Origin of the sequence: Variovorax sp. PCZ-1 (assembly GCF_018413605.1) — a bacterium.
In the GTDB taxonomy this organism is placed as follows: Bacteria; Pseudomonadota; Gammaproteobacteria; order Burkholderiales; family Burkholderiaceae_C; genus JANMDU01.
Genome location: NZ_JAHCDN010000003.1, coordinates 156,367 through 177,278 on the forward strand (window position 1 = coordinate 156,367; position 20,912 = coordinate 177,278).

17 protein-coding genes are annotated in these 20,912 nt (G+C 57.4%); 11 read left to right on the top strand and 6 right to left on the bottom strand.

Translation table 11 applies throughout. The annotated features are described in order from the left end of the window. The first annotated feature begins 17 nt into the window (after window positions 1-17). The 5 genes from KIH26_RS14060 to KIH26_RS14080 all read left to right on the top strand — a co-directional run bounded on the left by KIH26_RS14060 (window position 18) and on the right by KIH26_RS14080 (window position 5,548). Complete coding sequence (locus KIH26_RS14060; protein WP_213446310.1) at window positions 18-2,057, top strand: ABC transporter substrate-binding protein; 2,040 nt, start codon at window positions 18-20, stop codon at window positions 2,055-2,057. 26 nt (window positions 2,058-2,083) lie between these two features. After that, window positions 2,084-3,535, top strand: a complete 1,452-nt coding sequence (locus tag KIH26_RS14065; protein ID WP_213446311.1) for a sensor histidine kinase — start codon at window positions 2,084-2,086, stop codon at window positions 3,533-3,535. Further along, window positions 3,532-4,188: a response regulator transcription factor gene (locus KIH26_RS14070; protein ID WP_213446312.1), complete on the top strand. Its 657-nt coding sequence runs from the start codon at window positions 3,532-3,534 to the stop codon at window positions 4,186-4,188. Before KIH26_RS14065 ends, KIH26_RS14070 begins: the two co-directional genes overlap by 4 nt. 105 nt (window positions 4,189-4,293) lie before the next feature. After that, entirely contained in the window at window positions 4,294-4,785 is a 492-nt protein-coding gene (locus tag KIH26_RS14075; protein ID WP_249661325.1) for a GlcG/HbpS family heme-binding protein, read from the top strand. 22 nt (window positions 4,786-4,807) lie between these two features. Then, on the top strand, window positions 4,808-5,548 hold the full coding sequence (locus KIH26_RS14080; protein WP_213446314.1) for an ankyrin repeat domain-containing protein: 741 nt from the start codon (window positions 4,808-4,810) through the stop codon (window positions 5,546-5,548). Window positions 5,549-5,624: 76 nt separating this feature from the next. On the opposite strand, the gene KIH26_RS14085 is transcribed toward KIH26_RS14080, so the two are convergent. After that, complete coding sequence (locus KIH26_RS14085; RefSeq protein WP_213446315.1) at window positions 5,625-6,620, bottom strand: alpha/beta fold hydrolase; 996 nt, start codon at window positions 6,618-6,620, stop codon at window positions 5,625-5,627. A 120-nt stretch (window positions 6,621-6,740) separates the two neighbouring features. Here KIH26_RS14085 and KIH26_RS14090 point away from each other — a divergent pair, with 120 nt between their 5' ends. Further along, entirely contained in the window at window positions 6,741-7,709 is a 969-nt protein-coding gene (locus KIH26_RS14090) for a dienelactone hydrolase family protein (RefSeq protein WP_213446316.1), read from the top strand. A 66-nt stretch (window positions 7,710-7,775) separates the two neighbouring features. Here KIH26_RS14090 and KIH26_RS14095 read toward each other — a convergent pair whose 3' ends face one another. The 4 genes from KIH26_RS14095 to dnaA form a co-directional block, all read right to left on the bottom strand. Further along, window positions 7,776-9,773: a DUF2075 domain-containing protein gene (locus tag KIH26_RS14095; protein ID WP_213446317.1), complete on the bottom strand. Its 1,998-nt coding sequence runs from the start codon at window positions 9,771-9,773 to the stop codon at window positions 7,776-7,778. Between the two features lie 21 nt (window positions 9,774-9,794). Then, on the bottom strand, window positions 9,795-12,350 hold the full coding sequence (gyrB, locus tag KIH26_RS14100) for a DNA topoisomerase (ATP-hydrolyzing) subunit B (RefSeq protein WP_213446318.1): 2,556 nt from the start codon (window positions 12,348-12,350) through the stop codon (window positions 9,795-9,797). Window positions 12,351-12,437: 87 nt separating this feature from the next. Then, window positions 12,438-13,544, bottom strand: coding sequence for a DNA polymerase III subunit beta (gene dnaN / locus KIH26_RS14105; RefSeq protein WP_213446319.1), 1,107 nt, complete (start codon window positions 13,542-13,544; stop codon window positions 12,438-12,440). Window positions 13,545-13,894: 350 nt separating this feature from the next. Continuing rightward, window positions 13,895-15,325 carry a chromosomal replication initiator protein DnaA gene (gene dnaA / locus KIH26_RS14110; protein WP_349627889.1) on the bottom strand — a complete coding sequence of 477 codons (1,431 nt, stop codon included), beginning with the start codon at window positions 15,323-15,325 and terminating at the stop codon, window positions 13,895-13,897. Window positions 15,326-15,769: 444 nt separating this feature from the next. Here dnaA and rpmH point away from each other — a divergent pair, with 444 nt between their 5' ends. The 5 genes from rpmH (at window position 15,770) to mnmE (ending at window position 20,043) form a co-directional block, all read left to right on the top strand. Beyond that, window positions 15,770-15,904: a 50S ribosomal protein L34 gene (gene rpmH / locus KIH26_RS14115; protein WP_012207856.1), complete on the top strand. Its 135-nt coding sequence runs from the start codon at window positions 15,770-15,772 to the stop codon at window positions 15,902-15,904. Between the two features lie 10 nt (window positions 15,905-15,914). Next, complete coding sequence (locus KIH26_RS14120; protein WP_349627887.1) at window positions 15,915-16,385, top strand: ribonuclease P protein component; 471 nt, start codon at window positions 15,915-15,917, stop codon at window positions 16,383-16,385. After that, entirely contained in the window at window positions 16,382-16,675 is a 294-nt protein-coding gene (yidD, locus tag KIH26_RS14125; protein WP_213446321.1) for a membrane protein insertion efficiency factor YidD, read from the top strand. The genes KIH26_RS14120 and yidD overlap by 4 nt, the downstream gene beginning before the upstream one ends. Beyond that, window positions 16,672-18,423, top strand: coding sequence for a membrane protein insertase YidC (yidC, locus tag KIH26_RS14130; protein ID WP_213446322.1), 1,752 nt, complete (start codon window positions 16,672-16,674; stop codon window positions 18,421-18,423). Before yidD ends, yidC begins: the two co-directional genes overlap by 4 nt. A gap of 186 nt (window positions 18,424-18,609) precedes the next feature. Further along, on the top strand, window positions 18,610-20,043 hold the full coding sequence (gene mnmE / locus KIH26_RS14135) for a tRNA uridine-5-carboxymethylaminomethyl(34) synthesis GTPase MnmE (RefSeq protein ID WP_213446323.1): 1,434 nt from the start codon (window positions 18,610-18,612) through the stop codon (window positions 20,041-20,043). Here mnmE and KIH26_RS14140 read toward each other — a convergent pair whose 3' ends face one another. After that, the gene (locus tag KIH26_RS14140; RefSeq protein ID WP_213446324.1) at window positions 20,044-20,658 is read right to left on the bottom strand and encodes a glutathione S-transferase N-terminal domain-containing protein; all 615 of its coding nucleotides are present in this window, start codon (window positions 20,656-20,658) and stop codon (window positions 20,044-20,046) included. Between the last annotated feature and the right edge of the window lie 254 nt (window positions 20,659-20,912).

Here is a 20,912-nt window from a genome sequence, read left to right on the forward strand (position 1 = left end):
TGGCATACATTGCTGCCATGAACTCCGCCACTCATCTTGTCAGCCCAAACCGTCGTTTGTGTCTCAGCAGCGCTGCTGCCACCTCCTTGTTTGCCGTTCTGCCCAGCCGCGCCCAGCGCCCAATCAAGCGTCTGCGCATGCTGCTCAACACCAGTTACTCCAGCCCACAAGCTTGGCTCTGGTTAGCGCAAACGCGGGGCTACCTTGCGGCAGAAGGCATTGAGCTACAACTCACGCCGGGCGGTGGCGCTTATACCGCCGCGCCTCGCATGACCTCGGGCGATTTCGATTTGGGCTATGGCGACATCAATTCACTGATTGAGGTCAGTGCCCGCAGCCCCGATACAGCGCCACGCGGCGTTTACATGATGTTCAATGCCTCGCCTTCCTGCGTCTTGGTGGCGGCAGACGGGCCGATCCAGCACCCTCGGCAGTTGCTGGGGCAGCGCATCATCGGCCATGATTCAGACGTCGCGCTGCGCACCTTCGGCGCCTTGTGTCGGCATCAGGGCATCGATGCCTCGGGTGTGCAAATCGCCAGCGCGTGGTCGGGCATGGCTGGTATGGCAGAAGAGGTTCTTGCGGGTCGGGCTGCAGGGGTGTTTGGTTATGTCAGCACCTTCACTGGCGCCATCGTCGCCTCCGATCCGAGCTTGTTGCGCCGCGTGCGCTTTCTGCGATTTGCCGAGTTTGCGCCCGATCTGTATGGCAGCGTGGTGATGGCCTCGCCCCGCTTGCTGCGTGATGATCCCGCTGTGATCGCGGCTGTGCTGCGAGCCATCAACCGAGGCGTGCAAGACATGCTGCGCGATCCCGAAGCTGGGCTCGCTGCAACGCTGCAAGCCGCGCCGGGCTTGCATCGCGAGGCCGAGCGTGCGCGCCTGCAAGCCACACTCGATTTGGAAATGAATGCCGCGCTGCCAAACTCCGCGCAGCAAACACATCTTGGCGATGTGGATGCTGCGCGCCTGTCTCGCAGCATCGCCCTGATGGTGCAAGGCAGCAAACTGCCGCGCACACCGGGAGCCGCTGAAATTTTCACCGCCGCGCTTCTTCCACCGGCTGCGGCGCGTGCGCGTGCAGATGTTGTGCGCAAGTCGTATCGCCTGCTGCTCAACACCGGCATGTCCGGCCACGTCGCTTTTTTCTTGCTCGCGCAAGATCGCCACTATTTGCGTGATGCAGGCATCGAGGTGCAGCTCTCGGGTGGCCCGGGTGCAGCCGCCATGGTGCCCATGGTGCGCGATGGCGCATTTGACATCGGCTACGGTGACATCAGCGCACTGATCGAGCGCATTGCCCGCAGTGCGCCCAACACCGGGCCAGTAGCGATCTTCACCACCTTCAATGTGGTCCCGTTCACCATCGCGGTGGATGCACGCAGCCCTATTCGCCTTCCCCGCGATTTGCTGGGTAAGCGCATCACAGGGCATGGCAGTGATGCTGCGCTACTCACGTTTGACATGTATGCCCAAGCCGCTGGCTTCGATGCCAAAGGCGTCAACGTGGATGGCTCCATGGGCGGCATGGGGCAAGCGGTCAGCGATATGCTCGCTGGCCGTGGCGCAGACGGCGTGTTTGGCTTCGTCAACACGCTGATTGCATCGGCCACGCCTTATGGGGTTGACCCAGCAGCGCTGCGTTTTCTCAATTGGTCGGATGTTTTGCCTGAGATGTATGGCAACACCTTGTTTGTCACGCGTGAAACCTATCAGCGTGATCGCAAGGCACTGCCCGGCTTGGTGCGCGCCGTCAATCAAGGCTTGGTGGATACCGTGCGCAGCCCGCAGGCGGCCATTGATGCATTGCAGCGTCATGCCCCCGGCAGCGATGCCGCCCTCAATTTGCGCCGCTTGCAAGGCACGCTCAATATGGAGATGGCGCACCCCGAAGGCCGCCGCATCGGCATCGGCGATATGGATGATCAACGCCTGCAAGCCTTGATCGAGCGCATTGTGCGCGTCAAGCGCCTGCCGCGAGCGCCAAGTGTGAGCGAGGTGTTTGATCGCAGCTTCTTGCCGCCTCTGGAAGCGCGCGTTCGCTCGCTGGCTCGGTAAAGCCCCAGCATGCCAGAATGCTTGCCATGCCTGCGTCATTTCCTCGTCTCGCCATCTGGCTGCTCGCTTGGGGGCTGATCGGCGCGGTCGGCTCTGTGCTGCTGGCGCGTGATCGTTTGAGCCAGCTTCGCAATGCTTTTGACACGGATGCGCGCATCGTGCACCGCTTGCTCAGCCAGCGCGTGGTGCAGCATGACGCGCTGCTCTCATCGATGGCTTTGCTCCAGCCGCCTGCCGGTGGCGAGCAGCGCCTGTCATCGGTGTATCCGCAAATCTTGGAAGTCAAGCGCCGCGAAGGTGCTGCGCAATGGAGCTATCCAGACCTGACACAAGCCGAGGCGCGCTCGCGCTCACTGCGCCGCGCAGAGCTCGCACGCCTTGAATTTGCGCAGGGCCGATATGTCTTGGTCAGCGCGGCTGAGCCCGCCAGCTTCGCGCTGCGGCTTGATCTGAATGCCATCGTGCCTTGGGCTGAGTGGCCGATGAATCCCAAGAGCAGCCCGGTTCGCGTCAGCCTCGAGCATCAAGGCCAGCAATACATCGTGCAACCCGGCGAGCTGGGCAGTGGCGACTGGCGCTTTGAAGCGCAGAAAAATCTCGCCTCGGAAAGCCAGCCCTTCAATGTCGTGGCGGTGCAGCAAGTGGCGTGGTCACAGTTGCCTTGGCTGCGCATCGCCTTCTGGCTCATGCTGGTGGCTGCGCTGCTTGCCGCGCTATTTGGCCTGCTGCGCCAGCGCGAGCAGCGCCGCCGCGCCGAAGAGCTTTTGCGATTGGGGCAAGTCGCGCGACTCAATCAAATGGGCGAGCTGGCCGCTGGCCTCGCTCATGAACTCAACCAACCGCTCACCGCCGTCTTGGCCAACACGCAAGCTGCGCACAGGCTGCTTGATGATGATCCACCCGAGCTCGATACCGCGCGTGAAGCCATGAAGCAAGCCGCCACACAAGCGCGCCGCGCATCCGATGTGATCGCCCGCCTGCGGCGCAGCATCGATCCGTCCACCTCCGCAATACTGCAATCCGTTAGCTTGGCCGATGCAGCGAAAGCGGCGCTGAACTTGCTCGAACCCGAGCTTCACAAACATCACGTCAACGCAACACTGGATGCACCGCAGCCCGTCTTCGTGCAGGCCGATCCCATCGCCTTAGAGCAAATCATTCACAATCTTTTAACCAACGCCATTCAAGCCATGGCCAACACACCCGCCAGCCAGCGCAGCCTCATGCTCTCCGTGGCCTCCGAAAGCGCAAATGGCGTGCTCAGCGTGCAAGACAGCGGCAGCGGCATTTCGCCTGAAGCACTACCTCGCGTGTTCGAGCCATTTTTCAGCACCCGCGAAGGCGGGCTCGGGCTGGGCTTGAGCCTATGCGAATCCTTGGCCGAAAAAATGGGCGGGCGGCTCACCGCCAGCAACCATGCGCCCACCGGCGCAGTCTTTCAATTGACGCTTGCTCTCGCGCAGCGCTCGCCCTCATGAACAGCCTCGACGCCACATCACCCGCCCAGCCGCTCTCGCCTTTGATCCAGCTCATTGACGATGACGATGCCGTGCGCAGCAGCTTGAGCTTGCTGATCAGCACCGTCGGGCTGCGGGTGCAAAGCTGGGCTGATCCTGTGGCTTTCTTAGAAGGCTTTGATCGCGAGAGCATTGGCACCATCGTGCTGGATGTGCGCATGCCTGGCCTGAGCGGGCTGAGCGTTTTAGAACGTCTGATGGCGCAAAATGTTGATCAACCCGTCATCATGCTCACCGGCCACGGCACGGTGGAGATGTGTCGCCGCGCTTTCAAAGCTGGCGCTGCCGAGTTTTTGGAAAAGCCTGTGGATGATGAAGCCTTGATCGAAGCTCTGCAACAAGCGGTGCGCCAGCATGTGCGTTCGCGCCAGCGCCATCAAGCCGATCGCGCCGCACGCGAGCGCTATGCGCAGCTGTCTGAGCGCGAGCGCGAGGTGCTGGGCCTCATCGTCGAGGGCCTGACCAACAAAGAAATCGGCCGCGCGCTGGATCTTTCGCCGCGCACCGTGGAAACGCATCGCGCCCACCTGTTTGCCAAGCTCGAAGCCGGCTCCTTAGCCCAGCTCATTCGCAGCTACGCCAGCTTGGTCGAGCAAGAGGATGGCGCCGCGTAGTTCTACGGATGCTTTGGCGTAGCGGTGCGGATGGTGCAAACCGCGCATTGTTTTTACAGTTCTCCTACGGTTGATCGAACCGCAATGTCCTATCAGGAGAATCTCATGCGTCACTTTGCTACCACCCTTATCTTGGCTGCTTGCGCAGTCGCTTCCACTGCACAAGCTCAAGCTGTGCGCACCGAGCGCAATATGTCGCTCGACCTCGCCAACCAAATCGCCGCAGCCACCGTTGCCGCTTGCACTGCCGGTGGCCACAACGTCACCGCCACCGTGGTGGATCGTGCAGGCACGATTCGCGCCGTTCAACGCGCCGACAACGCTGGCCCGCACACTATCGCCGCCAGTTTTGAGAAGGCCTTCACCTCCGCATCGGCCCGCAACAACACCTTGGCCATGATGGAAAACGCGCAGAAGAATCCCGCAGCAGCCAACCTGGTTTACATCCCCGGCTTCTTGCTGGTGGGCGGCGGCGTGCCTGTGCGCGTGGGCAATGAAGTGATTGGCGCAGTTGGCGTGGGAGGCGCACCAGGCGGCCATCTCGATGAGCAATGCGCCACAGCCGCTCTGGAAAAAGTCAAAGAGCTGCTCAAGTAAATTCCCCGAAGGAGAAAACCTCATGAATGCTCAGCCCAAAGTCATCCCGCTCAGCCGCCAGCTTCCCCGCTTGGCGCTCTCGCTGGCCACCAGCTTAGCCTTCATGAGCTTGCTGCAAATGCCTCTAGCCGCCTCGGCCCAAATCCCGCCAAATGCGCAAGAAGTCGCGCGCTTCAGCACGCTGCATGCTGCCGCCCATCGCGGCAATGTTGCGGCCATTGAAGCAGCAGCATCTGCCAAAGCTGATCTGAATGCCCGCGACAGCTACGGCCGCACGCCGCTGCATGTGGCCGTGTTTGCCAAGCAGCGCGAAGCCGTAAAAGCTTTGGTGAAAGCAGGCGCTAACATCAATCTGCTAGAAAACGACCGCTACGACGGCATCACCATCGCCTCCGTGGCCGATGATGAAGAGACCCTTCGCGTTTTGATCCAACTCGGCGCCAACGCCAAGCTCACCACCAGCCGCTACGACGGTACCGCCCTGATCGCCGCTGCGCATTTAGGCCATGATGGCGTGGTTCGCCAGCTCATTGCCGCCGGCGCGCCGCTCGATCATGTCAACAACCTGCACTGGACCGCCGTGATCGAATCCATCGTCTTGGGCGATAGCGGCAAACGCCACCAAGCCACACTCGAAGCCCTGATCAAAGCCGGCGCGAATCTGCAACTGGCGGATCGGCAAGGCAACACCCCTTTGGCGCTCGCTCGCCAGCGCGGCTATGCGCCCATGGTGCGCATGCTAGAGGTTGCAGGGGCGCGATAGCCCCGAAAAGCACTATAAATTAGATAGCACTCTGCGCAGACTCTATGCCGGCAACATGCCGTTTTTGCTTCAAAAATCACTTCCCAGCTAAGAACGCCTGCACCGCCGCCACCGTCTGCATCGCGTCTTCCTCATGCGGCACATGCCCCAGCGTTTCAAACTTCACCAGCTTTGAGCCGGCGATGTCTTTGGCAAAGCGCTCGCCATTGATCGGCGGAATCAGGCGATCTTGCCCGCCCCAGATGATCAGCGTGGGCTGTGTGATATTGGCAATGCGCTCTGGCGCAAGAGCCATGCGCTCACGCATGCGCAAGCCGAGAGCGCGGCGGTTGCCCTCGCGCAGCGTGAGCTCGTAATACCGATCCACCAATTCAGGCGTGATCTTCGAAGGGTCGCCATACACATTCTTCACACTTGTCTCCACCAGTCCGCGCGGCAGCGTGTTTTCAAGCAATGGCGCAAGCCCCTCGATGCGCGCCAAGCGAAAACCCAAAGGCACCGACTTTGATTCAAACGGATAGCCCGCTGCATCCACCAAAATCAATTTCGCAATACGCGCCGGCTGCGTGGCCCGCAAATAGTCTGCCGTTTCCCAAGCAATTTGCCCACCCAAGGAATTGCCACCCAGCACCACCGGCTGAGAGATGCCCAAAGCATCCAGCGTGGCCACCACGAATTTCGCGTAATTCAGCGGCGTGTATCGGCCGCCATCCTCATTCATCCATTGGCCCGCCCCATCGCCACGAAAGGGCCCCGTCAGCCCAAAGCCCGGCAAATCAAAGCGAATCACCCGCCGCGTCTTGGCCAGCTCGGCCGCCCAGCCGTCCCAGGTATGCAAACTCGCACTCGTGCCATGCAGGAGCACGATCGGCTCAGCATCGGTGCGCACGCCTTCATCCCGATAGTGCACAGCCATCCCCCGCACATCCACAAACTTCGAGCCCGATGCCGGCGCGGCCCAGCGCGCCTTGAGTGACTCCACCGGCCGATCAGGCGCCCAGCTCGCTGCCAGCCCACCGCCCACCAACACCACCAGCGCCGCCAATGCGCCTATCCACCACTTGCTTTTCATCGCAGTCTTCCTTGATCAACACTCTCAAAATGTGAGCACTCTGCGCAGATTCTATGCCGGCAAACTGCCCAAAACACTTCAAATATTGCCTTCCCAGCATGCAGCCCCTATTATCTGAGCATGCAAACCTCTCGCCTCTTAAGCGCCGCGCTTCTCATTGCCGCCGCGCTCTCCCTCCCCGCCTTCGCGCAAACCGCAGCGCCCGCAGCCTCCGCCCCTGCCGCCAGCCCCAGCACCGCCCTCACCGCTGAAATCATCCAAGTCACCGTCAAAGAATCCGGCCCGCGCGGCGCAGATGTCGCCATGCCGGTGCATGTGTTCAAGCCCACACTCAGCCAAGCCAATGCAGGCGTTGGGCCCTGGCCCGTCGTCATCTTCTCGCATGGCCGCGCCACCACCGTAGAAGAGCGTCAAAATGTGCGCAACCCCGTCCTCTTCGGCCATGTGCGCTATTGGCATGCCAAGGGCTATGCCGTCATCGCTCCCATCCGCCCCGGCTATGGCGAGCTCACCGCCCACGACCCCGAAGCCGCCGGCACGCGATTTCCTGAGACGGGCAACGGCCCCTGCACCGGCCTCGCCCAATACGACAAAGTCGCCGAAAACGCCACCCGCGCCGTGCGCGCTGCGCATGATTGGCTGCGCGAGCAGCCCTGGGCTAACAAAGATCGCGTCTTACTCGTCGGCCAATCCGTCGGCGGCCTCACCACGGTGGCCGCCTGCGGGCAGAATTGGCCCGGCGTGATCGGCTGCGTCAACTTCGCCGGCGGCTCCGGCGGCAAGCCCGACACCCACCCCGGCGCCTCCTGCCAGCCCGATCGCATGCGCGATGTCCTCGGCAGCGCCGGCAAAACCACCCAAGTCCCCAGCCTCTGGCTCTATTCAGAAAACGATCTCTATTGGGGCGCCGAGCCCCCCAAACAATGGCACAAAGCCCATGTCGAAGCCGCCACAGCCGCCGGCCAGAAAACCACCGCCGAATTCTTCGCCGCCCCACCGGTTGACCCAGACGGCCACCGCCTGCTCGCCATCGGTGGCAGACACTGGAGCCCGCCACTCAATGCTTGGCTGAAGAAGAATGGGTTTTGAGTCGCTATATATTTAGTAGCGTATTGCGCAGATTATCTGCCGGCTAGTCGTCAGTTCGATGTGTATCTAGAGCGCACCTATGCTTGGCAGGCCTAGCGACTTTAGGTAGCAGTAGGTTTGGTCGTAAAGTCCGGCTGCGCGCGTTGGATCACTTACATCTCCATCGGGCACCACTATCACCAGACCCTGCCGCGCGCGCGTCAGAAGCACTCTGTACGCGTTTATTAGGTAGCTCTGCCTTTCTACCTTGTGTGTCTTTTGCCACTTATTACCTTTAAATGCGTGCGCGCTCCAACCGTCTTGCGTAAATCGCAAATCTGCATCCCAAACGACCGCCGTCCAGTCTAGTTCGAGGCCCTGCACATCAAACTCTGTCGCAACATCTTCAAGATAGAACGACGAGCGAACATCGGTTCTGTCGTCTAGAAACCAATGCACAGGATCGATTTTCACCCTCACGTCGATCGCATGCGGTCGCAGTCGTTGTGCTCGTGAAGACGCCACCATACCAAACCGCTCGGAGCCTCGTGCTTTCTTGCGAAGCCACTGTCTTGCTTGGTCTACATTTCTGGTCAAGCATATTGGATAGCGCTTGCCGACCTCTTGGTACAAGCTACGAGCACGGTCTACGTCACAGTCAAGAATTGCGTTAATCAAATGCGCCTGTTTTTCTGCACGGAAACTTCGCATAGACGTAGACAAATGAAGTTCGGGAACGTCATTAATTTGCGTCTTGCTGGCGATTCGCTTTAGGTCACTGGCAGCGCCGTACTCGGGATCTCTGAGCTGACTCGAGACGTAAATGGACCAGTGAGGAAATGAGGTTTCAATAGCCCGCAGCCACTCTGCCATTCCCGCCTCACCCGTGTTGATTTCCTGCCCTCCGCCAATAAGGCAAACGACCACTGCCCAGTCTTTGTGGCGATCAAGACAGGAAATCAAAAACTCAGGTTCTGATTGGCTAAAGCCAGGCCTCCCCTTTTTTCGCTGCATGAAGTCACTTGTTTGCTCTTTCGTCCATGCACGTTGTGCTTCGTCAAAGATTGCAATGTGATCAACAGGTGGATCCTCCGAGTCAAGGCAAGCATCTCGAAAGTGATGGACGTTTTGGATGAACATATCAACTGCTTGTCGTGCTCGGCCTTTCTTCACGGGCTTGTTCGATGCCTTGCCACGACTCACTTGATCTCGAGCCAATGCCTCCCGCAAGATCGCTACCAACGGTCCATTGCCTGAAAGGTAAACGCTATGTAGCGAATCTAAAGCGCTCTGGTGCTGCGTGGCGGTATTTAACCCAACCAGCGTTTTGCCTGCGCCTGGCACGCCCGTAACCATACAAATCGCCTTGCGCCCTTTTGCTCTCGCATCAACGATGATTTCGTCGATCGCGGACGCAGTAACCGCTAGGTTTTGCGCCGAGGCATCCGATTTACACAGCTCCTCGACCGTATGGTCTGCATAGAGCGCAATAGCTGCCTCAACAATTGTCGGAGTGGGTCGATAGCGTCCGGCTGCCCAAGCGTCAGCGTCAATATCGAAGCTGTCTTGGTCGTAGGCCAAGGCCTCCGCGATCACATCGGCAATTTGTTTCGATGCGACGCATATCGGTACTGCGACTCCATCGTTAGCATAGTTTGGTCGCAGACTCCTCGTTATTGACAACGCCTCCGTAGCAACCAAGATCGGGATTATTTTCTCGTGCGCACTTGTTTCGTGGAAGTTTTTAAGATCGAGTGCATAGTCCCACACCTGCTCGATCGCCCCCCTGTGAAACTCGACAGACCCAACCTTAAACTCAAGAACGAATATCGTTCGATGGGCTAAAAGTACAACATCAATTCGGCGTCCCAATCGTGGAACGACAAACTCGAAATAAAGCGTTGCGTTACTACATTGAGATAGAGACAGGGGCGTCAGCTGCTCTCGTAGTACCAGAATCTGGTGAAGCCAAGCACGCTTTTGAGTGTCATCTAATGCTAGGCTCTCGCGTGCTAACGCGCCAAGAATCTCTTCGTCTGATTGTTGTAAAAACTTACCAACAAGGGCCGAGTAGAAAGCGCGCATCCGGCCACCTGTCTGTACTTATCAAACATCAATATTCATCGCCCTCAGCGCATTGTCTTCAATGAATTGGCGGCGGGGTTCGACTTCGTCGCCCATGAGGGTGGTGAACACGCGGTCGGCTTCGATGGCGTCTTCGATTTGCACTTTGAGCAGGCGGCGGACTGTTGGGTCCATGGTGGTTTCCCAGAGTTGCTCGGGGTTCATCTCACCCAAGCCTTTGTAGCGCTGGCGGCTGGTGGTGCGCTCGGCTTCGCCAATGAGCCATTGCATGGCTTCGCGGAAGTCGGCCACTTTGCTGTCTTTGAGTTTGTCGCCTTCGCCGCGCTGCACGATGGCGCCATCGGTGACCAAGCCTTGGAAGGTGAGCGCTGCGTCCACTAGGGCGGCATAGTCGCCGCCGTGTACGAAATCTGCGGTGATGGTGGAGAGTTTGTCGTTGCCATGCACGCGGCGCGTGATGGTGAGCACATGCTTGTCGGTGCGCGCGTCAAACACGGCGGCCACTTGCGCGGCATGCAATGCGCCTTGCAGAGCGGTGGCTGATTTTTCTGCGTCTGCCATGGTGTCGAGATTGAGCGACACGCCATTCATGATGGCATGCAGGGCTTCGCCATCCATCCAGTTGGAGAGGCGCGCGATCACGGCTTCTGCGAGCTGGTATTTGCGGGCGATCTCCACCAGCGTGTCGCCGCTAATAGCGGCTTTGTCTTTACCAGGCACGAGCTTGGCGCCATCCATGGCCACGCGCAGTAAATAGGCATCGAGATCGTGGCCATCTTTGAGGTATTGCTCGGCCTTGCCGTGCTTGACTTTGTAGAGCGGCGGCTGAGCAATATAAATGTGGCCGCGCTCAACCAGCGCTGGCATCTGGCGATAGAAGAAGGTGAGCAGCAGAGTGCGGATGTGCGCGCCGTCCACGTCAGCATCGGTCATGATGATGATGCGGTGATAGCGCAGTTTGTCTACGTTGAAATCATCAGAGCCGCCCACTGCGCCGATGCCTGTGCCTAAAGCGGTGATGAGTGTGACGATTTCATTGCTGGTGAGCAGCTTGTCATAGCGGGCTTTTTCGACGTTCAAAATCTTGCCGCGCAAAGGCAGGATGGCTTGGAATTTGCGATCACGGCCTTGCTTGGCGGAGCCGCCGGCGGAATCACCCTCGACGATGTAGATTTCGCAGAGCGATGCATCCTTTTCTTGGCAATCAGCGAGCTTGCCGGGCAGGCCGAAGCCATCGAGTGCGCCTTTGCGGCGCGTCATTTCGCGTGCTTTGCGGGCAGCATCGCGGGCGCGGGCTGCATCGATGATCTTGCCGCAGATGATTTTTGCGTCATTCGGGCGCTCATCCAAATACTCGGTGAGCGCTTTGGCCACGATGTCTTCCACCGGGGCGCGCACTTCGCTGCTGACGAGTTTGTCTTTCGTCTGGCTGGAGAACTTTGGCTCAGGTACTTTGACGGAGAGCACGCAGCAGAGGCCTTCGCGCATGTCGTCGCCTGATATGTCCACCTTGGCTTTTTTGGCCAACTCATTCGCCTCAATGTATTTGCTGATCACGCGCGTCATCGCGGCGCGCAGGCCAGTGAGGTGGGTGCCGCCATCGCGCTGGGGGATGTTGTTGGTGAAGCAGAGCACGTTTTCGTTGTAGCTCTCGTTCCACTGCATGGAGACTTCCACGCCAATATGCGTGCCGGGAATGCCGCCGTAGCTGTCTGCGGGGCGCTCGCCCATGGCTGAGAAGGTGGTGGGGTGGAGCACTTTCTTTGCGCCGTTGATGAACTCAACAAAGCCTTTCACGCCGCCAGCGCCAGAGAAGTCATCGCTCTTGCCGCTGCGCTCATCATGCAAACGGATGCGCACACCGTTGTTCAAAAAGCTCAGCTCGCGCAAGCGCTTGGCCAAAATCTCATAGTGGTATTCGTTGTTTTGCGTGAAGATTTCTACATCGGGCAAGAAATGCACTTCCGTGCCACGCTTCTCCGTTTGCCCCATCACGCGCATCGGCGAGACTTCAACACCATCACGCTTTTCAATGATGCGGTTTTGCACCACGCCTTGCGCAAATTCAAGGGTATGCATCTGCCCTTCGCGGCGCACCGTGAGGCGCAGCCATTTAGAGAGTCCATTCACGCAGCTCACGCCCACGCCATGCAAACCGCCTGAGACTTTGTAGCTGTTTTGGTTGAACTTGCCGCCTGCGTGCAATTCCGTGAGCGCGATCTCAGAAGCAGAGCGCTTGGGCTCATGCTTGTCATCCATCTTCACGCCAGTGGGGATGCCACGGCCGTTGTCGACCACGCTGATGGAGTTGTCGGAGTGAATCGTCACGACGATATCGTCGCAATGGCCAGCAAGGGCTTCGTCAATCGAGTTATCGACCACCTCGAATACCAAATGGTGCAAACCTGTGCCATCTGACGTATCGCCGATGTACATGCCGGGGCGCTTGCGCACGGCCTCCAAGCCTTCGAGGATCTGGATCGACTCTGAACCGTATTCTGCGCTGCCTGCTGCCGTGGATGGGCTTGCTTTGACGCTGTTATCAGGGACTTCTTTTGGGGTTTCAGATGCGCTCATCAGACTCTCAATTCACAAAAAACTACAAAAACTCAAATACTAAAAACACTTAAGGGGGCCGAAGCCCCCGTTTCTCTCAACTTAAATTTATATTCGCATCGGCATCACGACATACTTGAAGCTGCTGTCTTCAGGCAGGGTGAAGAGCGCGGAGCTGTTGGAATCAGACAGCTCAATCCGCGCCATCTCTTGCTCCATGTTGGCCAGCACATCAATGAGATAGGTCACGTTAAAACCAATCTCGATGCTGTCGCCGGTGTAGTCGATATCAATCTCGTCCACGGCTTCTTCTTGCTCAGCATTGTTGGCCGCGACACGCAAAGTGCCTGGATCGATGTTGAGGCGCACGCCTTTGAATTTATCGCTCGTCAAGATCGCTGTGCGTTGCAAGGTAGCGAGCAAGGCAGCACGACCCACGGTGATGATGTTTTTATGGTTCTTCGGAATCACGCGGTTGTAATCGGGGAATTTGCCTTCGACCAACTTGGTGACGAATTCCATTTCGCCGAAGCTGAATTTGGCTTGGTTGCCCGCGAACTGCATGTTGATCTCGCCTTCGCTGTCAGAGAGCAGGCGCTGGAGTTCAAGCACGGTTTTGCGCGGCAAGATCACTTCTTGCTTCGGCACTTCCACATCCAGCTGAGCGGATGCAAATGCGAGGCGGTGGCCATCAGTAGCGACGATAGCAAGCTGCTTGCCTTCGGCGACGAACAAGATGCCGTTGAGGTAGTAACGGATATCGTGCACAGCCATCGCGAAAGAAACTTGGCTAAGCAGATTCTTCAAAGCCTTTTGCGGGATGGAGAAAGCAGGGCCGAAATTGGCGGCTTCTTGAACGAGCGGGAAATCTTCTGCAGGCAAAGTTTGCAAGGTGAACTTACTCTTGCCGCCTTTCAAGATCAATTTGCTGGCGCTGGATTCGAGTGAGACGGTTTGATCAGCCGGCATGGTGCGCAAAATGTCGATGAGCTTGCGCGCGCCCACGGTGGTGGAGAAATTGCCTACATCGCCATCCATGCCCGCACTGGTGCGAATTTGAATTTCCAAATCGCTGGTGGTCAGCTGCATGCTCTCACCCGTCTTGCGCAGAAGCACATTGGCGAGGATGGGCAATGTATGGCGGCGCTCCACGATGCCGCAGACGGATTGAAGCAGGCCGAGCAGCTTTTCTTGTGTTGCCTTGAGTACGATCATGTTGTCAGCCTCTTGTTCTTTAAATCAATTAATAAAGATAGTAGTAGTAGATAAGGGAGCCGGTGCGCTGTGGAAAACAGTATTTTCGCCTGAAAAATCATGGGTTTAGCGTGTTTTGAAAACTGTGGGCAAGCCTGCTTCCGTGGGTGTGGATGAGCATGAATAAGTTTGGAAAAAGCGACAAGCCTGTGGATAAGCTGCGTCTTGTCCCAAAACTATCCCCAGACTTGTTCCAGAGTCTAAAAACACCATCCATTTTCACCTGAAAAGTCCTAAATTGATAGCAGCTCGCGCAATATATTTGCCGGGGAACTGCAGGTTTTGTTTGAAAGATTGGGAATCCCAGCCCATTAACCTTTGAGCGTCTGCTCCAGCACATGCAATTGCTGGTTGAGCTCAGAAAACTGCTGTCGTTCGGTGCCGATTTTGCGCACAGCGTGCAGCACCGTGGTGTGATCCCGCCCGCCAAAAAGCTCGCCGATCTCAGGCAGGCTTTTTTGGGTGAGTTCTTTGGCCAAATACATGGCGATTTGGCGGGGCCTAGCGATCGAGGCGGGGCGCTTTTTGGAATACATGTCCGCCACCTTGATTTTGTAAAAATCGGCCACGGTTTTCTGGATGTTTTCCACGCCGATCTGGCGGTTTTGGATAGAAAGCAGATCGCGCAGGGCTTCTCGGGCCAGCTGGATCGAGATCTCTTTTTGGTTAAAGCGCGAATAGGCCAGGATCTTGCGCAGTGCGCCTTCGAGCTCACGCACGTTGGAGCGCACATTCTTGGCCACGAAGAAAGCCACGTCTTCCGGCATGGAAGAGCCTTCGCTGATGGCTTTGTTGATCAGGATGGCCACCCGCATTTCAAGCTCAGGCGGCTCTATGGCCACGGAAAGGCCAGAATCAAAGCGCGACACCAGGCGCTCGTGCATGTCCGTCAAACCCTTGGGATAGGTGTCGGAAGTCATCACGATATGGCTCTTTTTGGCCAAAAGCGCCTCAAAAGCATTGAAGAATTCTTCCTGGGTGCGGTCTTTGTTGGCAAAGAACTGCACATCGTCGATCAACAGGAGGTCGAGCTGGTGATAACGCGCCTTGAATTCATCAAAAGTCTTGCGCTGGTAGGCGCGCACCACGTCCGAGACGAATTGCTCCGCGTGAGTGTAAAGCACCTTAGCATCGGGTTTGGCGGCCAAAAGCTGGTTGCCCACAGCATGCAATAAATGGGTTTTGCCCAGACCCACGCCACCATAAATAAAGAGCGGGTTGTAGAGATTGCCGAGGTTGCTGGCCACATGCAGGGCGGCTGCGCGTGCCATGCGGTTGGCTGAGCCTTCCACCAAAGTGTCGAAGGAAAGCGCTGTGTTAATCCGGGATTTGAAGCCGCCAGCTCCCTCATCTTCTGTGAGCAAGGCGGGGCCGGGAGGCGGAAAATCACCGATGTTCTGCCCTTGTACGATGCTGCTGGCAGCGACAAAAGAAGAATTGGGTCCAGAAGAGATGCTTGATTTGGCTTGCGATTCGCGCGGAGCAAGCGCTAACTCAAGTGCGATGCTTGCTCCACCTGCTTCGCGGCAGAGCTTTTCCGCTGTGGCAGCAATCTTGCCGGCATATTGGGCGCGCACCCAATCGAGCTTGAAGCGGTTGGCCACCAGCACGGTGAGCTTGGAAAGATCTGGGCTGACCACCGCTTGCAGCGGCTTGATCCAGGTCACGAACTGCTGTTCGGGCAGTTCTTGTGCAAGCACGGCGAGGCAGCGTGGCCAGAGCTGGGGTGCTTCGAGTTGAATAGCGCTGGCCTCAGGCGAGTCCAAGCCAAAGGCGGGGTCGGCGCTCGTTTCCAAGAAAGAAACGGAAGAAGAAATTACTTGCCCCTCGGTCATTTTTACTGCAAAGCTTCTAAAAATAATTGTGGATAATTCTGAAAATCAGAGCAGCGATTGTAGTCAGAAAAGGCAGTTATCCACAGGGAAAGTTACACAAATATACAGTGAGTTTGGGCCATAGTGTGTGCTTACAAACCCGCTGCGCTGCGCTATTTGCTGTACTGTTGTGTGAAAGGGCTGGCAATATCGCCGCCAAACCCTTGTCAGCACAAGAAAAGCATGCCAGAGCACTAGCGCAAAGAGCCCGAAATCTGCGATAATCGAGGGCTTCGCTTGACGCAGCTGCAATGCTTGTGATCGGGCGCTAATTGAAAGGCAATTCAGCCTTTTGCTCTGGATCATCGAATCATGAAACGTACTTATCAACCTTCCAAAACCCGCCGCGCCCGTACACACGGTTTCCTCGTGCGCATGAAAACCAAAGGTGGCCGCGCTGTGATCAACGCACGCCGCGCCAAAGGCCGCAAGCGCCTGGCCGTCTAATTGCACAAGAGTGGCTGACGCTGCCTTGCTGCCTCGCCTGAAAACCGCCGAGCAGTTTGCTGCCGTGCTGGATGCGAGCAAACACAAAGCAGCGCAGCCAGCCGGCATGTGGCGCAGCGCGCATTTCGCGTTGCACATGGCACCTTTGAGTGCCGCCGAAACTGCCGTCAAGCCCGAGTCGAAAACTGCTTCGCCAGGCCGCAGACCCAGTGCCAGCGCCACGCCTATCATTGGCGTGATCTGCCCCAAGCGTTGGGCCAAACGCGCCGTCACCCGCAACACCATCAAGCGCCAGATTTACGCCGTGTTCAGCGAACTCGAACCCCAGTTGCCAGCTGCCTGCCTTGTGCTGCGCTTGGCCTCGGGCTTCTCGCGTGAACAGTTTCCTAGCGCCACCTCGTCTGCCTTGAAAGCAACACTGCGCGCTGAGCTGCTGGCGCTGCTTGGCAAACTGCCCGCGCAGCAAGGTGCGGCCGTATGAGCGTCCTGCAAAAAATCCTCATCGGCATCGTACAGTTTTACCGTTTGTTTTTAAGCGCGTGGCTGGGCAGTGCTTGCCGCTTCACGCCGACCTGCTCTGCCTACGCGCTCGAAGCCTTGCAGCAGCATGGTGCGGGCCGAGGCAGCTATTTGGCTGCACGCCGCATTGTGCGCTGCCATCCTTGGTGCGAAGGCGGGCATGATCCTGTGCCACCAGCCAACAAGCCTGTGGGCAAAACAGCCAATACGCTCTTCACTTCTCTTGTTTCTCCTGAAAAGACCTCCTCATGAACGATATTCGGCGCTCCATTCTCTGGGCGGTTTTCGCGTTTTCTCTTGTGATGCTCTGGGATGCCTGGCAAGTGCACAACGGCCGCGCCGCGACCTTCTTCCCTAAGCCGAAGCCAGCAGCGACGGCTGCTAACCCCGCAACCAGCTTAGCGACCCCCGCCGCCGGTGCATCAGCTGCGGCCGTGCCCGCGCCAAGCGCCGCGGCAACACCCGCAGGCACGGCGCAATCCGCGCCTGCACAAGCACCCATCTCTACAACGGGCCAAACCTGGGAAGTCAGCACTGATGTGCTCAAGCTCACGTTCGCCAGTGAAGGCGGCAACATCGTGCGCGCCGAGCTCTTGAAGCACCGCGAGCTCGATGCCAAGAAAGACAAGCTCGATCCGAATAAAAATGTTGTCCTGCTAGACCGCAGCACAGGCCGCGCCTACGAAGCCCAATCCGGCCTGCTCGGCATGAATGGCCAGCCCGCTTTGCCCAGCCATTTGGCAGCTATGAGCTTCAGTGGCGACAAAGCTTTGAAAGATGGCCAAAACGAACTCACGCTCAAATTTGAATCCCAAGAAATGGGCGGCGTCAAATATGTGAAAACCTACACCCTCAAGCGTGGCGAATACGCGATGGCCGTGAAGCACGACATCGTCAACACCAGCGGCTCACCCGTCTCTGCCCAGCTCTATATGCAGCTCGTGCGCGATGGCAACAAGCCCGCCGGCGAATCCGCTTTCTACAGCACCTTCACCGGCCCCGTGGTCTACACGGCTGAGAAGAAATACGAAAAAGCCGAGTTCACCGATATCGAGAAAAACAAAGCCGAATTCCAAACGCAAACCAAGGCCGGCTATGTGGCCATGGTGCAGCATTATTTCGGCAGCGCCTGGCTCTTGCCCGATGGCATTCAGCGCGACAACTACATGAGCAAAGCCGGCGCGAACCTGTATTCCGTGGGCATGAAAGCGCCCATGCAAGCCGTAGCTGCAGGCGCCACACAAAGCACCGAGACGCGCCTCTTCATCGGCCCGCAAGAAGAAAACAAACTCGAAGCCCTCTACCCCGGCCTCGAGCTGATCAAAGACTACGGCTGGCTCACCATCCTCGCCAAGCCGCTCTACTGGATCATGGACAAGCTCTTTGCCTACATTGGCAACTGGGGCTGGACGATCATGGCCCTCGTGCTCCTCCTCAAGATCGCTTTCTACTGGCTCAACGCCACAGCCTACCGCTCTATGGCTAAGATGAAAGCCATCAACCCCAAGATCATGGAAATGCGCGAGCGCTTGAAAGACAAGCCGCAGCAGATGCAACAAGAGATGATGCGCATCTACCGCGAAGAAAAGGTCAACCCCATGGGCGGCTGCTTCCCGATCATGATTCAGATCCCCGTGTTCATCGCCTTGTATTGGGTGCTGCTCTCTTCCGTGGAGGTGCGTGGCGCGCCTTGGATCGGCTGGATCACCGATCTCTCCGTGCCTGATCCTTGGTTCATCCTGCCTGTGGTGATGGCTGCAACGACGATGTTGCAAACCGCACTCAACCCAACGCCACCCGATCCGCTGCAGGCGAAGTTGATGTGGTACATGCCCCTGATCTTCTCGGTCATGTTCTTCTTCTTTCCCGCCGGCTTGGTGCTCTACTGGATCACCAACAACGTGCTCTCGATTGCCCAGCAGTGGATGATCAACAAAAGCATGGGCGTGCCCCCGCAGTTCAATCTGCCTTGGAAGAAGGCAGAAGAGAAGAAGGCGTAAAGACTGTTTTGCTTAACAAAGCCGCCGGAGTTACTTCTAGGCGGCTTTGTTTTATGGCGACCAAGAGAACGCAAAAGCGCAGAAGTACGCAAAAGACGCAGAAAAAACAAAGGCACATTTTTTGCGAATTTTGCGTACTTCTGCGTCTTTTGCGTTCTCCTCTTCAGCCCTCCTAAAATCTTCTCCATGCTCCCCCGCCACCAAGACCCCATCGTTGCTATCGCCACCGCCCCTGGTCGCGGTGCGGTGGGGATCGTGCGCGTATCTGGCAAATATCTCAAGCCCCTGCTCACTCCTCTTTTAGGAGCATCTCGCGCAGATTCTATGCCGGCGAGAGAGGCAAAATACTTAAAATTTCTCGATAAAAACAACCAAGCGATCGATCAAGGTCTTGCGCTGTATTTCCCAGCACCGCACTCCTTCACCGGCGAAGACGTGATCGAGCTGCAAGCGCATGGCGGCCCCGTAGTGCTGCAATTGCTCGTCTCGCGCGTGCTTGAAGCCTCGAAAGAGATCGACGCGCTTAAAAGCATGCGCATTGCCCAGCCTGGCGAGTTCACCGAGCGGGCGTTTTTAAATGACAAGATGGATCTGGCGCAGGCTGAAGCTGTGACGGATTTGATCGATGCCAGCACAGAAGCCGCAGCGCGCGGTGCAGCGCGTTCGCTCTCGGGCGCATTCTCCAAAGAGGTTCACACCCTGCGAGATGCGCTCATCCATCTGCGCATGCTGGTCGAAGCCACGCTGGATTTTCCCGAGGAAGAAATCGAGCATTTGAGCAAGAACAAAGCGCGCGAGCAGCTATCAAATTTGCAGCAATCGGTGCTGAGCTTCCAGAAAAAAACTGCACAAGGCGCGCTCCTGCGCGAAGGCATCAAGGTCGTGATTGCTGGCCAACCGAATGCCGGAAAAAGCAGCTTGCTCAATGCTCTTGCCGGCGCAGAGCTCGCCATCGTTACGCCCATTGCAGGCACCACGCGCGATAAAGTGCAAGAGACTATTTCAGTTCAAGGTGTGCCCATCCACATCATTGATACCGCTGGTTTGCGAGAGAGCGAAGATGTCGTCGAGCGCATCGGTATCGAGCGCGCCTGGGAAGAAATCGCCAAGGCCGATTGCGTGATTCACTTGCACGATCTGCATGCTGAGCAATCGCAAGAAAAAGAAATCGCTACTAATTCGATAGCTGCCCGCGCAGCACTGATGCCGGCGATACGGCAAAAACTGCCTCAAAACACGCCCATTCTTGATGTCTGGAACAAAGCAGACCTCACGCAGGCCAGCGCGCCAACAGAAGGTATCCTCATCAGCGCCAAAACCGGCCAAGGCATCGATGCGCTGCGAAAAAAGCTCCTCGAAGTCGCTGGCTGGCAATCATCCAGCGGCGAAGGCAGCTACATCGCCCGCGAGCGCCATGTGCAAGCTGTGGCTGCTGTGCAAGCGCATCTCGCAGAAGCTTCAGATCACCTGGATGCAAGTCTTGTACACAACGCAGGCGGCCTAGATTTGCTTGCCGAAGAGCTCCGTTTGGCGCAAAACGCTTTGAATGAAATTACTGGCGCGTTTTCTTCCGATGATTTGCTCGGCGAGATCTTCTCGAAATTTTGTATCGGGAAATGATCAGGCGGGTTGGGTATCGATAAAACTCTGCCGCGCCGCCAGCTTCTCACTGAGCTTGGCCAAATTCGCATAATCCGCACGCCAATCCATCTGCGCAAAGCGGAAATCCAAATAGCCCAGGGCGCAGCCTACCGCCACATCGGCCAAGCTGAAATGTGTGCCGGCGCAGAATGCGCGGTCGCCCAAGCCTTGGCTCATGGCCTTCAAGCTGGCTGCAATCTTGCCCATTTGGCGGTCGATCCAAGCCTGGGAGCGCTGCGCATCGCTGCGGCCTGCCCACGTGGCTTCCAGGCGTGCCAATATCGCGGCATCGCAAAGGCCATCGGCCAGTGCTTCCCAGGTCTTCACTTCAGCTTTTTCGCGGCCATTGGCAGGAATCAGCTTGCCCACGGGCGAGAGCGTATCCAGATACTCGACGATCACGCGCGAATCAAACAGCGCCTCGCCACCCTCCATCACCAAACAAGGCACTTTGCCCAGTGGGTTGGATTCGGTGATCTGCGTCGTGGCTGACCACACATCTTCCAAGATGAATTGGTAATCCAGCTTCTTCTCAGCCATCACAATGCGCACCTTGCGTGCATAAGGGCTGGTCACAGCGCCGATCAGTTTCATGCGAATTCTCTTTGTGCTTAAAAATCTATTTTAACGATGTAGAGAACCTCTGAATAATTCGGTTCGGGCGAATCTGGCTCGTTTTCGAGCGGTCTGCGTCGTTGAAAAGCCTCGCTTTAGCACCGCTAAAGCTATGTTTTTCGCCTAGCATCCCATCCCGAAATCAAACCAGCTTCATCCCGACGAATGATTCAGAGATTCTCCGGGTCATAATCTGCGGCATAAATTGATCATCCATAAAGCAATCAGCCAAG